This window comes from Peptoniphilus senegalensis JC140 (assembly GCF_000321025.1).
GTDB lineage: Bacteria > Bacillota > Clostridia > Tissierellales > Peptoniphilaceae > Peptoniphilus_A > Peptoniphilus_A senegalensis.
In genome coordinates, this window is the sequence record NZ_HE610718.1 from 292,372 (window position 1) to 308,672 (window position 16,301).

Annotated in this window: 16 protein-coding genes; 4 read left to right on the top strand and 12 right to left on the bottom strand. The window is 35.6% G+C overall.

All coding sequences use genetic code 11. The annotated features are described in order from the left end of the window. Nucleotide 1: 1 nt before the first annotated feature. Entirely contained in the window at nucleotides 2-997 is a 996-nt protein-coding gene (locus PTSHG_RS05740) for an electron transfer flavoprotein subunit alpha/FixB family protein (RefSeq protein WP_019107934.1), read from the top strand. 117 nt (nucleotides 998-1,114) lie between these two features. Here PTSHG_RS05740 and PTSHG_RS05745 read toward each other — a convergent pair whose 3' ends face one another. Genes PTSHG_RS05745 through PTSHG_RS05770 form a run of 6 tightly spaced genes read right to left on the bottom strand, consistent with a single transcriptional unit; the run spans nucleotide 1,115 to nucleotide 6,480 of the window. Beyond that, nucleotides 1,115-1,807 carry an LrgB family protein gene (locus PTSHG_RS05745; RefSeq protein ID WP_019107935.1) on the bottom strand — a complete coding sequence of 231 codons (693 nt, stop codon included), beginning with the start codon at nucleotides 1,805-1,807 and terminating at the stop codon, nucleotides 1,115-1,117. Next, a complete protein-coding gene (locus PTSHG_RS05750) occupies nucleotides 1,800-2,150 on the bottom strand; it encodes a CidA/LrgA family protein (protein ID WP_019107936.1) in 351 nt (116 codons plus the stop codon). The genes PTSHG_RS05745 and PTSHG_RS05750 overlap by 8 nt, the downstream gene beginning before the upstream one ends. Before the next feature lie 7 nt (nucleotides 2,151-2,157). Beyond that, nucleotides 2,158-3,129, bottom strand: coding sequence for an electron transfer flavoprotein subunit alpha/FixB family protein (locus PTSHG_RS05755; RefSeq protein WP_019107937.1), 972 nt, complete (start codon nucleotides 3,127-3,129; stop codon nucleotides 2,158-2,160). Between the two features lie 9 nt (nucleotides 3,130-3,138). Continuing rightward, on the bottom strand, nucleotides 3,139-3,906 hold the full coding sequence (locus tag PTSHG_RS05760; protein WP_019107938.1) for an electron transfer flavoprotein subunit beta/FixA family protein: 768 nt from the start codon (nucleotides 3,904-3,906) through the stop codon (nucleotides 3,139-3,141). 2 nt (nucleotides 3,907-3,908) lie between these two features. Continuing rightward, the gene (locus PTSHG_RS05765; protein ID WP_019107939.1) at nucleotides 3,909-5,045 is read right to left on the bottom strand and encodes an acyl-CoA dehydrogenase family protein; all 1,137 of its coding nucleotides are present in this window, start codon (nucleotides 5,043-5,045) and stop codon (nucleotides 3,909-3,911) included. Between the two features lie 22 nt (nucleotides 5,046-5,067). Beyond that, on the bottom strand, nucleotides 5,068-6,480 hold the full coding sequence (locus PTSHG_RS05770; protein WP_019107940.1) for a D-lactate dehydrogenase: 1,413 nt from the start codon (nucleotides 6,478-6,480) through the stop codon (nucleotides 5,068-5,070). Nucleotides 6,481-6,653: 173 nt separating this feature from the next. Here PTSHG_RS05770 and PTSHG_RS05775 point away from each other — a divergent pair, with 173 nt between their 5' ends. From PTSHG_RS05775 to iadA, 3 genes are all read left to right on the top strand, one after another. Beyond that, nucleotides 6,654-8,090, top strand: coding sequence for a hypothetical protein (locus tag PTSHG_RS05775; RefSeq protein ID WP_019107941.1), 1,437 nt, complete (start codon nucleotides 6,654-6,656; stop codon nucleotides 8,088-8,090). Between the two features lie 435 nt (nucleotides 8,091-8,525). Continuing rightward, complete coding sequence (yfcC, locus tag PTSHG_RS05780; RefSeq protein ID WP_019107942.1) at nucleotides 8,526-10,238, top strand: putative basic amino acid antiporter YfcC; 1,713 nt, start codon at nucleotides 8,526-8,528, stop codon at nucleotides 10,236-10,238. A 21-nt stretch (nucleotides 10,239-10,259) separates the two neighbouring features. Further along, nucleotides 10,260-11,444, top strand: coding sequence for a beta-aspartyl-peptidase (gene iadA / locus PTSHG_RS05785; RefSeq protein WP_042231101.1), 1,185 nt, complete (start codon nucleotides 10,260-10,262; stop codon nucleotides 11,442-11,444). Between the two features lie 304 nt (nucleotides 11,445-11,748). On the opposite strand, the gene PTSHG_RS09965 is transcribed toward iadA, so the two are convergent. The 6 genes from PTSHG_RS09965 to PTSHG_RS05815 form a co-directional block, all read right to left on the bottom strand. After that, nucleotides 11,749-12,390 (bottom strand): PIN domain-containing protein, encoded by a 642-nt coding sequence (locus PTSHG_RS09965; protein WP_019107944.1) that lies wholly within the window; start codon nucleotides 12,388-12,390, stop codon nucleotides 11,749-11,751. After that, a complete protein-coding gene (locus tag PTSHG_RS05795) occupies nucleotides 12,371-13,114 on the bottom strand; it encodes an ImmA/IrrE family metallo-endopeptidase (RefSeq protein ID WP_019107945.1) in 744 nt (247 codons plus the stop codon). The genes PTSHG_RS09965 and PTSHG_RS05795 overlap by 20 nt, the downstream gene beginning before the upstream one ends. Continuing rightward, complete coding sequence (locus tag PTSHG_RS05800; protein WP_019107946.1) at nucleotides 13,104-13,451, bottom strand: type II toxin-antitoxin system RelB family anti-toxin; 348 nt, start codon at nucleotides 13,449-13,451, stop codon at nucleotides 13,104-13,106. Before PTSHG_RS05800 ends, PTSHG_RS05795 begins: the two co-directional genes overlap by 11 nt. Nucleotides 13,452-13,667: 216 nt before the next feature. Then, nucleotides 13,668-14,486, bottom strand: coding sequence for a class C sortase (locus PTSHG_RS05805; protein WP_019107947.1), 819 nt, complete (start codon nucleotides 14,484-14,486; stop codon nucleotides 13,668-13,670). Then, a complete protein-coding gene (locus PTSHG_RS05810) occupies nucleotides 14,476-15,303 on the bottom strand; it encodes a class C sortase (protein WP_019107948.1) in 828 nt (275 codons plus the stop codon). The genes PTSHG_RS05805 and PTSHG_RS05810 overlap by 11 nt, the downstream gene beginning before the upstream one ends. Further along, nucleotides 15,287-16,276: a class C sortase gene (locus PTSHG_RS05815; RefSeq protein ID WP_019107949.1), complete on the bottom strand. Its 990-nt coding sequence runs from the start codon at nucleotides 16,274-16,276 to the stop codon at nucleotides 15,287-15,289. Before PTSHG_RS05815 ends, PTSHG_RS05810 begins: the two co-directional genes overlap by 17 nt. Nucleotides 16,277-16,301 lie beyond the last annotated feature (25 nt).

The following is a 16,301-nucleotide window of genomic DNA, read 5'->3' on the forward strand; positions in this document are numbered from 1 at the left end:
AATGAAAAAAGGAAATATTTGGGTAGTAAACGAAGCTTCAGAAGGTTCACTTTCACTTATTACTAAAGAAACTATGTCAAAGGCAAGAGAACTTTCTGATGAATTAGATAGAGAACTTGTAGCAGTAGAAATTGGCTACAAAAATGAAGAGCTTGCAAAGGAATCAGGCTACTATGGTGCAGACAAGGTAATAGAGGTAGATGACGAACTTTTAGAAAATTACAACACACTTGCATATGCAAAAGTTTTGGAAGCCCTAATGGATAAGTACGATCCAGCAATTGTCATGCTGCCAGCCAGCCACAATGGTCGTGACTTGGCAGGAAGAGTTTCAGCAAAAAGACATGTTGGACTTGTTGCCGATTGCTCAGCTGTTGAACTAACAGAAGATAAGGCTGACATCAAATGGATAAGACCTTCCTTTGACGGAAAATTATTCTGCGATGTAAGAATTTTATCTGAAACAATGATGGCAACTATTGGAAGAGGCTCTTTTGTAGAAGCTCCTCGTGACGAGGCAAGAGAAGTTGAAATAATAAAAGAAGAAGCTGGACTAAGTGAAGAAGACCTAAAGACAAAATTCATTAATTTTGAAAAGACTGACATCAATCCACTTCTCGATAAACTTCTTAATTCAAAGGTAGTTGTATCTGGCGGCAGAGGACTTGGCGGTCCAGAAAACTGGCACCTAGTAGAAGAACTTGCAGATGCCCTTGGCGGTGCAGTTGGAGCAACTAAAGCCGTAACAGACCTTGGCTGGTGCGACAAGGACCTACAAGTTGGTGTAACTGGCGTCCAAGTAAAACCAGACCTATACATTGCCCTCGGAATTTCTGGAGCCATCCAACACACAAAGGGCATGGAAAATTCTGCAACAATTATTGCCATCAACAATGACCCAGATGCAGCAATATTTAACACAGCATCCTACGGAATAGTTGACGATTTATTTAATATAGTTCCAGACTTAATAGAAGAAATAAAAAATAGAAAATAAAATAATTTAATGATAAGAAAAACAGAGACGAGTCTCTGTTTTTCTTATCATTAAAAAAGACCTATTGAGGGAGACAATAGGCCTAATAAATTTATTTAGTTCAAAACAACATTCGCCTTAAAACAAAGTTTCTATAACTTTCATTGCCACTGGCATTAGGATTACAGTCACAAGACCTGCCACTGCAATAGAAAGTCCACTCATTGCACCTTGGATCTCTCCAAGCTTTCTTGCTTCAGACGTTCCAACTGCGTGAGAAGATGTACCAATTGCAACACCTTGTGCCGTTGGGTCCTTTATCCTAAAGAGCTTTATGATCATTGGCGCAATAACTGCACCAGTTACCCCTCTTATTACTACAAGGACTGCAGTAATAGCAGAGGCGCCACCATACTCTTCAGAAAGAGAAATTGCAATTGCAGTCGTAATTGATTGCGGAGTTGCAGATACAACTATGTTTTTGTCAAAGCCAGCCATGTGGAAGACAAAGACCACAAATAACATTGCAATTACAGAGCCAAGTACCGTTCCTGAAAGAATTGGGATTAAATTTTTCTTTAGTTCAGGCAAATTTTCGTACAAATCAACAACCATTGCTACTGTGGCAGGAGCGATGAAAAACATTATAAAGTCTCCACCTTGCTTATAATCTTCGTAAGATATTCCCGTCAACTTTAAAAATAATATACATAGCGCAATGGATATTAATAGAGGATTAGCCAAAGGAGTTTTTAATTTTTTGTTTATCATCTTTCCTATTTCAAAAGTTGCAAAAGTCAAGATGATACCAAAGTATTTGTTACTAAACATCTTTCCTCCTTTGTAAAAGTTCAATAATCTTTCCAGTAAGTCCCATTGTTATAGCTGTGCCAAGGACTACTAGACCAACAAGTAGTGCAGCCTTTCCCCTTATCTCATCATAGGAATTTATAATGCCAACGCCTGCTGGCACAAATAAAATTGCCAAATTTTGTAAAATTCCATTGGAAGTCTTTTTAACATCGTCAGGCTTAATTAGTCCAACAGAAAAGGCTATGAAGAGATAAATCATACCATAAACTGCTTCTGGTATTGGGAAATTTATAAGATGCCTAGTTACAACACCAAGCATAAGACATACACATAATATTACAAATTCCTTTAAATAATTCATAAGTCACCTATGCGTTAGCTTTTAACTTTTTCACTTCTTCAATTAATAGAGGAAGGATAACCTTGCAGTCTCCAACTATTCCCACATCAGCTATGTTAAATATAGGAGCGTCTTCGTCCTTATTTATTGCTAGGATAAATCCAGAATTTTCCATTCCAGAGATATGTTGCACTGCACCAGAAACTCCACAGCCAATGTATAAAGCAGGCGAAACAATTTTACCTGATTGACCAATTTGTGAAGCCTTAGGAAGAACTCCATCATCAATTACAGGTCTTGTTCCAGAAATTGGAGCGCTGAAGGCATCAGCAAGTTCCTTTACAAGTGGGAAGATTTCGTCAGATGATGCCCCTCTACCACAAGTTACAATGATAGGTGCATCTTCAAGATTTATTTCAGCACCTGCTGCCATTACAACTTCTCTTATGATTGACTTTATGTCCTTCACTTCATCAATATTTTCTTCCACAAGATTTCCTGCACCATTTAGGTCATCTCTCTTGTCGAAAGAACCAGCTCTCACTGCAATAACCCTTGGCGCTTTATTTACCTTTGATTCAGTTAAAACTGTTGCCCCATAAGAAGGAGTTACATAGATAAGTTCTTCTCCGTCAAATTTTATTTCCATTACATTAGTAACAGAAACAGTATCAAGACTTGCAGCTACATTTGCAGCTAAATCTTTTCCGTCAAGACTTCCTGGTAAGAAAATATCTTCACATTCATATTTTTTAGAAACTTCAACAATAATATTTGTGAAGTCTTCCATATTGTAAGCATCTCTTTTTACAAGTACAATTTCTTCTGCTCCAGCTGCCTTAACTTTAGCAAGTTCTCCATCAGCTAGTTCACAAGTGATTAGAGCAATAGACTTAGTTCCCTTTTCAGCTGCAATTTCACTTGCTTTAGAAAGAGATTCTAAAGAAAGTTTAATAGGAGCAACCTCTTTAATTTCTATATAAGTTAATATATTTTTCATCTTTTCCTCCTATAAAACCTTTTGTTCCATCAAAATTGCAATAGCCTTTGCTACGCTGTCAGCTGGCTCTTCTTCTTGAATCTTAACTCCAGCTTCTCTCTTCTTAGGCTCGAAATCTTTAATTTCTTCAAGAGTTAAAGTAGAATCAGTGCTAACATCAAAGTCTTCAATTGTTTGTCTTCTTGCAGCCATCTTTGATTTTATAGTAGGGTATCTTGGTTCATAGTCTGGCTTAGCAATAGTAACAACACAAGGAGTTTTTGTTTCAATTTCTCTATAGCCACCGTCGATTTCTTGCTTAGTTATAAGTTTGTCGCCATCTAATTTCATTTCGATAACAGATGTAACAACACCAAGATCAGATTTATTTGCATAATAAACTCCAACTTGTGAGCCTTCAGCATCAGTAGTTTCTTTTCCAAAGCATATAAGGTCAAATTTTCCAAATTCTCCTTCTAATTTTTCCTTTGCTCCCATAAGAATTTCTGTAATCATTTTTGCGTCAAGATTTCTATAATCATCACGCTTTACTAAGTAGGCTTTGTCAGCTCCAACTGCTAGACAGTTTTTAAGAGAATTTTTAACCTCTTCACTTCCAATAGAAAGAACAGTTACTTGTCCTTCAACTTTTTCCTTTAATCTTACAGCCATTTCAAGGGAATAAGTGTCAAAGGCATTTACAACAGGTGTGATAGAATCAATGGCAGCTCTGTCATCAATGACAGAAACTGCAACTGAATCATCAGGCACTTCTTTTATACATACTAAAATATTCATTATTAACCTCTCAATAAATTATTAGCAACAACAATTCTTAAAATTTCGTTAGTACCTTCAAAAATTTGGAAGATTTTTGCATCTCTTAAAAGTTTTTCAACTGGATATTCTCTGCTGTATCCATAACCACCAAATAATTGAATAGCATCTTCAGCCACTCTCATAGCAATATCAGATGCAAAGCATTTTGCAATTGCAGACTCTCTATTGTAGCTTAGGCCCATATCCATTCTTGTAAGTGCATTGGCAACCATTTGTCTTGCAACTTCTGTTTGAATGTCCATATCAGCAAGCTTAAATTGAATAGCTTGGTTTGCATTAATAGCTTTGCCAAATTGGATTCTTTCATCTGTATATTTTTTAGCTTCATCAATTCCTCTTTGAGCGATACCAACAGCAATACAGCCCATCCACGCTCTAGCTTGGTCAAGAGTTTTCATTGCAATAGAAAATCCCTTGCCTTCTTCGCCAATAAGATTTGATGCAGGAATTCTGCAATCTTCAAGAACAACATCAGTTGTATTAGAAGTTCTAATTCCCATCTTGTCTTCTTCCTTGCCTGAGCTTAGACCAGGAGTTCCAGCTGGCACTAAGAACATAGAAAGTCCCTTTACGCCCTTAGATTTATCAGTTGAGGCAGTAATACAATAATAAGATGCAACAGCACCATTAGTGATAAAGCACTTTCTACCATTTAAAACATATTCGTCGCCATCTTTTACAGCAGTAGTAGTTCCTGAGCTTGCATCAGAACCAGCACCTGGTTCAGTAAGACAGAAAGCACCAAGTCCGCCTTCCATAGCGATGTCGGCTACATAATTTTTTTGCTCTTCGCTTCCTGCAATTAGAACTGGTTTCATTCCAAGTCCAGATGCAGAAATAGTAGTTGCAAAACCAGCATCAGCCTTTGCCATTTCTTCAAATAGAGCAGCAACATCAACTCTTGAAAGACCAGGACCACCTAATTCTTCAGGCACTTCAAGGGCAAAGTAACCTTGTTCCTTTGCCTTTTCATATAATTCTTCTGGCCATTCTCCAGTCTTGTCAGCCTCTTTACAAACTTCAACAACTTCTTTCTCACAGAAGTTTCTAACATCTAAAAGCAAGTCCTTTGCTTCTTCAGAAATTAAATATGACATCTTTATCCCCTTTTTCTCTTAATTAAATAACTTTGTTTGGATTTAAAATCATGTTAGGGTCAAATACCTTTTTAATACCTCTCATAAGTTCAGTATTAACATCCCCTTCAAACATCTTTAAGAATTCTTTTTTACCGTAACCAATTCCGTGTTCACCAGAAATTTGTCCGCCCATTTCATAAGCTTTTCCATAAATATCCTTCATGAAAACATCAACTTCTTTCAAGAATTCTTCTTTTTCCATGTCATTTGAACAAGCGTAAATGTGTAAGTTACCATCGCCTGCGTGACCAAAGCTCTTAACTTCAAATGAGAAGTCCTTGCCTCTTTGATTTACATAAGAAACATACTTAGCAATCATGTTAATAGGCACAACAACATCACATTCATCAAGAAGTTTAGTTTGTGATTCAATAGCTTCAAGGAAAGAAGATCTAGCAGCCCAAGCTTCTTTAATTTTATTAGGAGTATCAGCAACAAGAATATCAATTGCTCCAGCTTCCATTAAAACTTCAGCAGCCTTTTCTGTAATGTCATTAAGTTCATCTTCATCGTTGCCATCAAAAGTTATAAGAAGATAAGCACCAATGTCAATTCCTTCTAATTCCTTAGGGAAAGTTGCCTTGCCAATATAAATTTCAGACATATTTACAATTTCTTTTTCCATAAATTCAATAGCTTGTGGATTTAAGTGAGCCTTGAAAAGTTGTGGAACAGTTGAAATACAAGTGTCAAGATCTTCGTAAGGAACAATTAGAGAAATAGTTTCCTTTGGAGCTGGAATAATTTTTAAAGTAAGTTCAGTAATAATTCCAAGAGTACCTTCAGATCCAATGATAAGATCCTTTAGAGAGTAACCAGTTGAAGTTTTAGATACAGTGGCACCAAATTGAGTGATTTCGCCAGTAGGAAGAACAACTTCCATTGAGCGCACATAATTTCTTGTAGTGCCATACTTAACAGCTCTCATACCACCAGCATTAGTAGAAACATTTCCGCCAAGTGTTGCAAACTTTTCGCCTGGATCAGGTGGGTACATATAACCTCTTGACAAACAATCTTCAGCAAGATCATTTAATAAAACACCTGGTTCAACTTTTACAACCATGTTTTCTTCATCATAAGCAAGGATTTTGTTCATTGATTGCATATTGATCATTACGCCGCCAAATCTACAAACACCAGCACCAGTAAGACCAGTACCAGCACCTCTTGCCAATACAGGAATTTTATTTTCGTTACAAATTTTAACTACTTCAGAAATTTCCTTTGCATTAACTGCATCAACAACTAGGTCAGGTTGTCCTTCGCCATAAATAGGCATTTCATCGTGGAAGAAGTCAATATTGATTTCTTCGCCAACATATACCTTGCCGCTAACAGCAGCTTTAATGTCTTCAATAACTTTATCTGTTACAGAATTATAATTTACCATTATTTCCCTCCATTGATTTTTAAAAATATTCTTATAGATTTAATTATATATCCTTATTATAGAAAAACGCTTTGTTAGTAGTTGCAATATCTTGAATAAAATTTACAATATTTGACTTTTATTCAAGTAATTAATATAATTTATACATATTATTTTAAGAAGGGAGAAAAAGTATGTGGCAATACAGACAAGTTTTTAAAATATTAACTGACATGACAAACACAAAACTATCCACCATTGCCTATGCCTTGGACTATGACATATCCTACATAAGCAAATGGAACTCTGGCAAAAAGTTGCCATCATCAAAAAATATTTACACAATAAATAGAAAGCTTGCGCCACTATTTGCAAAGGCACTCATAGAAGAAGATATGACAAGGGACTTTTTCCTTAGCTTTGATATAAAAAATTCAGAAATCCTAAAGAAAAATGAAGAAAAAGGTCTCGAAATATTAATATACAAGCTCCTAAACGAGTCCTATGCCTACACAAATACAGATGTAAAAGAAGAAATACCATCGCTGACAAATTTCATCTTCAAGACATCTAGCGTGGAAAGTGATTTAAAAGAAATCCTAGATAAATTAATTTTAGAAAATAGAGACCTTGACATCTGGGCAACCTTTGACATAACAAGCCCTTACGCAGAAATACTAATTCAAAGTCTAAAAAAAATTGCAAAGGATGTAGAAGTGAGTCTCCACTTACTTTGCAAAAAAGATGATATAGAAAAATTAGATATATTAAAAATAATTACAGATAATTCCAGCATAAACATAGAACTCTATGAGCGCAGCTACACTCACTGCGACTTTATACTTGTAAAGGGCGAAATGTATATAATCATTGCCGAAAGAGAAGATTATTCAACCCTAACTTCAGGCAGAGAACTTGACACCCTTTTTGAAATCTCCTCCTTTATGGACTATTTCTTTGACGGGCTAAACAAAATAATTGTCACATCCCCTCCTCAAGAGATGGCTGAGACAAATTACAGAAAGTATTTTTATTCCGACAACGAATTTTTATTTTTATCCAATTACGGCTTTGAATTCTTACTTCCGAATTACATCATAGACAGAATAGTAGATTCTATTGACGACGAAAGAGAATTAAATAAAAAAGAAATTGCTGGCATAAAACTTTTGTGGGAAGAACTTTTTGTAGACTCCAAGATAAATTTCTTGACCACAAGGACTAGCCTCTTAAACTATTTTGAGACAGGAAATATCCTCTACTGCTCCACAAAGGCAAAACTAAGTCCAAAAGAAATTGAAGACCACATAAAAAACATAATCCAAATCATGGAAAATAACGAGAATATAAACTTTTACATCATAAATGACAACAGGTATCTAAAGTCTATGGGACTGGACAAGTTTAACTTCTTCATCAACGAAAATAATATGTTTTTCAAAAAAATCGGCAGAGACAGCCTCCATACAAAGGCATCTATAGTCACAGACACAAAAATTCACAACAAAATTCAACAAGTCTTAAAAGACATAATGAATAGCTCCTACAGTAAAAAATATGATGTAGAGGAATTAGAAAAGCTCTTCGCAAAATACGCTGAAGTATTTAAAAAAATCTCCCACCAAGAATAAAATTTTATAAAATAAGAAAACTTTGCAAAAAGGATGCTGCTACAAAAAGCTGGCATCCTTTTTCATTATTAAAATTATAAAAACATCTTTTAATTAAAATTTTTCAATTATTATAACTTTGTTCCTACAAAGTGAAAGCCTTTTGATATATACTATTTACAAAGATATATTATTCTAAGCTTGAACTTTTATTAAGATTTTATTTAAAAATAAGCTCTGATAATATATGTCTTTAAAAATATCCATATAGCATCTAACTTATAATAAATTTAAAAGTTAGTCCAAGACCCCAAACTTATAAAATTTTAAATTTTTTAGATGCCTTTAAGATGGCTTTGAGTTTATTTTCTTCTTATTGTAATCATCTTAAATCTATAAAATTTACTAGCCTATTTAACAATATGGATAAAATATAAAACTCGAAAGGAGAAAATTATGAGAAAAAAAGATTTAACAAAATTTAAAACACCGCATACTTATGCAATTATTTTTGTTGTAGTTCTTATTTGTTGGTGCTTAACATTTTTAATTCCAGCTGGTAAATTCTCAACTCACGATGTTGAATACGTAAACGCTTCTGGAGAAACTGACACAAGAACTGTTTTGCAGACCGAAACTTTTAGATATATGCACCCTCTTAACAAGGACTTTCTAGCTCAAAATCTTGACAAATTATACCAAGATAAAGATGCTATAGAAGAAAATGAAATTGATGAAGAGGCCCTTGCTGAACTTCTAAAAACTCCAGCTGATTCTTGGGACCAAGGAGCTCTCGACAAAGTTGGCTTGACAGACGATACTTTATACGGACTTTATGGGGATAATTTTTACGATAAATCTGTCAATCTAAATAAGACAGCAAAAATTTGGGGTACTGATGACTTCAATGGCTTTGGTTTTCTAAACTACTTATTTGAAGGTCTAGTGTCTGGCGATAAATACGGTTCTGCTGTTGGTATTGTTGCCCTACTTTTAGTTGTAGGTGGAGCCTTTGGTATCATCATGTCTACTGGAGCCATTGATGCTGGTATTTATGCTGTAATCAACAAGACAAAGGGCCTCGAAAAATTTGCAATTCCAATTTTATTTTACCTATTCTCCTTAGGTGGAGCTACCTTTGGCATGAGTGAAGAAGTTATACCTTTTTCCATGGTAATGGTTCCCTTTGTCATTGCCCTTGGCTATGACTCCATAGTCGCCGTCACTGTAACTTTCGTTGCATCACAACTTGGCAATGCCGTTTCTTGGATGAGTCCCTTCTCTGTTGCCATAGCTCAAGGTATAGCTGGCATTCCAGTTTTATCTGGTGCAGGCTTTAGACTTGTATGTTGGGTTGTAGTTACAGGTCTTGGTGCAGCTTACACTATGGTTTATGCAGAAAGAATTAGAAAGACTCCAACTCTTTCAGTTGTCTATGATACAGACAATAAGTTTAGAGAAAAATTAGCAGAAGACAACTCTGCACAAGAATTTAAACTTGGACATAAAATTATTTTACTTGAAATGTTGGCAGTTTTAATTTGGATTGTTTGGGGCGTTATGGAAAAAGGTTACTACATTCCAGAAATAGCATCTCAATTCTTTGTTATGGGTCTAGCTTCAGGTCTTACTGCTGTAATCTTTAAATTAAATAATATGACAATTAACGATATGGCTTCTTGTTTCCAACATGGTGCAGCAGATCTTGCTGGCACTGCAGTTGTTGTTGGTATGGCTAAGGGTATTTTAATTGTCCTTGGTGGCAGTGATGCAAATTCTTTCTCTGCTCTAAACACTATCCTTTACTCCATGGGCAATGCCTTCGCTGGCGTGCCAAAGGCAATCGCAGCAATTGGTATGTATCTATTCCAATCACTATTTAACCTAGTTGTAACATCAAACTCAGGACAAGCAGCCTTGACTATGCCAATCATGGCACCACTTGCTGACTTAGTTGGTCTTTCAAGACAAATTGCAGTCCTTGCTTACCAAATGGGCGCAGGCTTTATGGATGCCTTTACACCTGTTTCTGCAAGTTTAATTGGTGTTCTTGGCGTTGCTGGTATAGATTGGTCTAAGTGGGCAAAATTCCAAATCAAGATGCAAGCATTCTTCTTCCTACTTGGCTCAATAATATTAATTATTGCAGTTCTTATTAATTTCCAATAGGAAGTGATAAATTTGAATAAGATGATTAAAGTTATTAGAAATGCAAAAGTTTATAGCCCAGAATTTTTAGGAACAAAAGACCTATTAATTCTCGGCGATAAAATTGCAGCCATTGAAGATGAAATTAAAATAGATGTGTCTTGTTTGGATGTAGAAGAAATCGACGGGAGAGGAAAAATTTTGACACCTGGCTTTATAGACTCACATGTTCACATACTTGGCGGTGGCGGCGAAGGCGGCTTTAAAACTAGAACTCCAGAAATAACACTATCCACATTAACAAAAGCTGGTGTAACAACAGTTGTTGGAACGCTGGGAACAGATGGAGTCGCAAGAGATATATCTGCCCTACTTGCCAAGGCAAGAGGTCTTGAGGAAGAAGGAATCACATCTTACATCTACACAGGAGCCTATCAAATACCAACTCCTACCTTAACAGGCGATGTCATGAAGGATATAATGTCCATTGATAAAATAATTGGCGCAGGGGAAATCGCCCTATCTGACCACAGATCATCTCAGCCAACCTTTGAAGAATTCCTTCGCCTTGCTGCAAATGTAAGAGTTGCTGGTATGCTCTCTGGCAAGGCTGGCATAATTAACATCCACATGGGCGATGGAAAGTCTAATTTAGATTATCTAAATCGTGCAGTAGACGAGACAGAAATTCCTATTTCACAATTTTTGCCAACTCACTGCGGCAGAAATCCAGAACTTTTCGAAGAAAGCATTAAATATTTAAAGCGTGGCGGTTATTGTGACTTCACTGGTGCCGATGACCCTGACCTTTGGGAAAAAGAATATGGCGAAGTGAGAATTTCCAAAGCCCTAAGGCGCATAATTGACGAAAAAATATGTCTAGATAACTTTACTTTCACATCAGACGGACAGGGAAGCTTCCCAATGTTTAACGAAAAAAATGAGTACCTTGGACTAGGCATTGGCAAATCATCTTGCCTACTTGAAGCCATAAAGGAATGTGTCTTTAAAGAAGACATCCCACTTGAAATCGCCCTAAGAGGTCTCACTACAAACCCAGCAAAAATATTGTCCTTAAAGACTAAAGGGTCTATAAAAGTTGGCTACGATGCAGATATAAATTTGCTAGACGAAAAAACTCTCGACATCAACACAGTCCTTGCCATGGGTAAGGTCATGATAAGGGATAAAAAAGTAGAAGTCCTTGGAACTTTTGAAAATATTTAAAATTTTAAGTTCTCATGGCTTTTGAAAAAATTTAGAAAACAAACACACAAAAAAAGGATGCAGGCACAAAAGCCTCGCATCCTTTTCTATTGTTCAGTTTATAAAAAAGCCCTTGCTAAGAATATCCTATGTAAAAAATTGCTTTGCTTTCAAATCGAAGAGCTTCGCCTAAAATCGCACTGTTCCAGCGAAGCGAGTTTGCGATTTTAGAAGTTCGAGATTTAGAAAGCTACAATTTTTGGAATGAGATATTCGAGCAAGGACTTTTTATTTATCACAAATTCTTAAAAATAAATAAGTTTCATCACTCATCAATAATATCTTCATCAATAAGTTTTAGTTTTCCATTCTTATAATCCTTATACTTCTTTTCAAGATAAAGAGTATTTTCCTTACTATAAAAAGGATCTTTCTCCTTCATATAATCACTAAAAGTATTCGCCCCTAGTTTTCTTCTTTTAGCAATCATTTTTGCCCATATAGCATTGCCTTCATCCTCTGTTATAATTTCCTCATTATAAGCCTCAAGAAGAATATCTCCTGTTGTAATATGTCTAAGAGAAAACTTTTCTATATAATAGCTAACATCTTTTAAATTATTGCTGGCGATTATGGCATTATACTTTTTAGCAAGACTAATGCAACTAGCCTCGCCCTTTCCTATAACTTTCCTATTATCTCCTAAAGCCGTGAGTTTCAAATATAAATCGTACTCATAAGACTCTAAATCCATATCACAAATCCTAGCTACACCAGACTTTATAAGTAAATCAATTCTATCTTTCATCCAAGAAACTCTGGGCTTACTCATCTCATCATAGACCATTCTAGGAATAATTATTCTACCATAGTAAAGTTTTTCCAAAATACTTTCATTTTTAACCCACAAAAATGCACTTATACAATCAGTATCGAAAAAAATAATATTAGTCAAGGACATATTCATCGCCATCTTCTCCATAGACAATATCATCTCTAAAAGCATCTAAGAGCAGCTCTTCATATTTTCCTATAGAAATTAAATCTTCTTCCAGCAAATTCTCTGCTCTATTAATATAATATCCATAGCAATGAATTTTTTTCTCTTCGCTAGATGGATAATAAAGACTTGTATCATAGCCAAGCCTTGCCGCCTTACTAATTATGCCTGATTGCATACTGTCCCTTTCATCCTTTGATATAAAATTTTCATCTAAAAGCCTGTAAAGCATTGCCTGATGACTTACGCCATAGTATTGCTCAAGTTTAATCACCTCATCTAGGCTAAGCTTTTTATTCATTTTATTGCTTATAATTTTTTTAAGAGCATACTGTGGTATTAAAAAGTAAGATGCAAACTGATCTGCTTCTCTTTCTTTTCTATCTCCACTTCCTATTTCACTGAGACTAACCCTAGTAGCCATTTCATCATCATAATAAATGTGGAACAATTCATGAGCCAAGGAAAATTTTTGTCTACCCACTGACATATTAGAGTTTATTAAAATCAACTTGGAGTCCTCTCCTTTATAACAAGCTCCCGAGATGTTTTTACTTAATGGATAAAAAACAAGAGTCAAATCTTCTATATTTTGAACTATGGCAAAAATATCAAGAGGAGAATCGGCATCTTCTCCCAATCTTTCTCTTAGATCCCTTGCCTTGTTGCTTAAAGCCATCTTATCTAGCATATTCATTTCTCCTTGCAATTTTATCCATTTCAAATTGATTTAAAGCAATTTTATTTATTATTGACAAGCCATTCAAATCTTCTTTTGTAATTGCATTAGACCTAAAAGCTACTCTACAAGATAAGTCCTCATCTCCATAGACAATGGAAGAAACAGGACAGCAAAACAAATTTGCCAACTTTTCAATTAAACTTGCCGAAATATTTCTTTCTCCTTTTTCAATCTTTGAGATCATACTTTGATCCAAGTCTAAAAACTCCGCAACTTGCTTTTGATTTAAACCAGAGTTTTCTCTCAAAATTTTTATATTTCTCCCAATTTTTCTTACATCTGCCATGAAAATCCTCCTCTCTCCTTTTCTAAAGTATATAATAATTTTGTCATAAAGTAAACTTGTCTTTTCCAAATTTTTATGACAATTATTTCAAGCACAAAACAAAAAGAGAGCCTGACACCAGACTCTCAACTAAAAAATTTTTATTTTCTATTACTCAAACTATAACTTAAATTATAGAAAACAATTCACTTAAATTATCCAAAATTATAACTCAAACTATCTTCTTCTCATACTTCCTCTAACATAGCCTATCATTTTAAAGAAGACCACCATAAATGCTAACCAACCTACAAGTGTCACACCAAAGATTGCGTACTTCAAATAAGAAACTTGTCTTTCTTGAACTACTGGTGCTGGAGCATCTTTTTTCTCAACAACCCTCTCTGCGTTAATGAGTAGTCTCTTTGGTCTCGGAGGTCTCTTTGGATGACAAGTTAAAAGTGTGACTATGTCTTTATTCTCTATTGGCAGAACTTTTTCCCAATCGCTTGGGTCTATTATCTCCTGCCCAGTGACCTTGTACTTCAAAAGTCCAGAGCGACCGTCAATAAAAATATCATCGCCAGCTTCAAGCTTCTCTACATTGTAAAACATGAGGTCTCCCCACCAGCCTCTGTGGCCAGCAATAACAGATCTCATGGACTTGCCACCAAGAGGAAGACTTGTTCCCTCAACTTGTGCCAGACCAAGATCCAAATGCTTGTAAGTCGCATCAAGATAAATTGGTTTTTTCATGTCAAGCTTTGGGATGATGAGATAGGCAAAGACTTCATTTTTGTCGATGCCCTTGATATCATAATAGCCATCGTAATCCTCATTGTCAAAGGGGTCAATAATATTGGTATCGCCCTTTGTCACATCTTCATTATACTTTTTAAGGTCATCAGTTACACTTTCATCCTTCTCCCTAAAAGCCGCATACCTCTTGTCTGCAATAATTTCCCTGTAAGACATGGAAGAAAAAGCCATAAGGGGCATAAAAATTCCAAACAAGATAAATAAATATCCTATTAAAACCCTAGTCTTAACCTTCATAGCGTCTTCTCCTCCTATGTCTAATATATAAGAATATAATGAGCATAACAACAGCAAGAACAAGCCCTGGCACAATTAGAGACTTATAATTGAACTTAGCTCTTTCTATCTCTTCCTTAACTTCAGGTACATAAGGAACTCTGTGCCCACGCACAAGAAGTCTGTGAGAATTAATCATATAGGGTGTACAAGTAAGTAGGGTCATAAGATCCTTGCCTTCCACAACAAGGACTGGCTCGAAGTCCCAAGGTTCAACAACGAGAATTTGGTCCACCTTATAAGCTAGAGTTTCCTTAACATTTGTAAAGAAGAAAATATCTCCAACTTCCATCTTGTCCAAGTCTCTAAAAAGTTTTACTTGAGGAAGACCCCTGTGTGCAGTTATAACAGAGTGAGTGTCCTTGCCACCAACAGGAAGAGAAGTTCCCTCCAAGTGGCCACAAGCGTGTTGCAAAACATCTTCAGAAGTACCAGCATAAACTGGAATTTGTTGATTTATCTTAGGAACATCAATAAAACCAATTTTTTCTCTTACTTCAAGCATACGAGCGTAGTTTTCCACACCCTTTTTTTCCCTTTCAGTATAAGGATCAGCAAGCCTTGAAGGATCAAGTGTATCATTATAAGCCTTGGCAAGTTCAATTCTCTCCAAAACTTCCTTACTTGGCATTTCAGAAACAGCTTCATTGAAGTCCTTTATCTCATTGTTATTTTCCACAGTGTAATAATAATTGGAAATAATAGGATACATGGCAATGAGAAGTCCAAGGACAAAAATTAATATAATCTTCCAATTTTTTTTAAACTTTGCCACCATTTCCATCATCCTTACTCATATCATTATTTCCATCATTAGTCTTGCTATTATCATTGACATCATGAAGATCATTTTCATTGACCTTGCTCATGCCCATCTTAGCCAACTCAATATTTTTTGCCCTCTCAAGTTCTCTCTTTCTTGCTAACTTTTTCTTTCGCTTTGACAACAAATATCTAACTAAGATAATTATAGCAAAAATTAAGAGAATGATAAGCCTTTTATCAATACCAAGATTTCCTCCCTTGTCTTCCATAATCTTATCGTCAACCTCTGGCACATAAGGAACTCTATGACCACGGACAATGAGCCTGTGAGTGTTAATCATAATAGGAGTGCAAGTGAGAAGAGTTGCATAATCCTTTTCCGGCACAACGAGAAGTTGTTGAAAATCAGAAGGCTCAATGATATCAATGTGGTCAACTTCATAAGCCAAAGTACCACCAATATTTTCAATATAAAACTTCTCGCCCATCTTTACCTTTTGAAGATCTGTAAAAAGTCTAGCAGAAGGAAGACCAGAGTGAGCAGTGATAACAGTGTGCGATGACTCCCCACCAATAGGAAGACTTGTCCCCTCCAAGTGCCCAGCACCCTTTTGCAAAATCTCCTCATTAGTCCCAGCATAAATAGGAAGATCCACATCAATAGACGGAATCACAATGACGCCAATCTTAGTCCTTAACTCTAACATCTGAGCATAATTTTCTATTGCCTTATGCTTTTCCTCTTCACTGTAAGGATCCTTTGGCGTAACATTTCCTAAATTGTCATTATAAATCTTAGCAAGCCTCATCCTCCTCTGGATTTCTTCATCACTCAAAAGATCTCTCGCTTCCTTGTAGTCAGCAACCTGATTGTTGGACTCAATCCTATAATACCAGTTTGAAATCATGGGATAAGACAAAATACCAAGACCCAAAATAAAAATAAAAATAAATAACTTGTTAGATTTTTTCTTTTTCTTGCTCATATTACTCCATAAAAAAAGAGGCTCC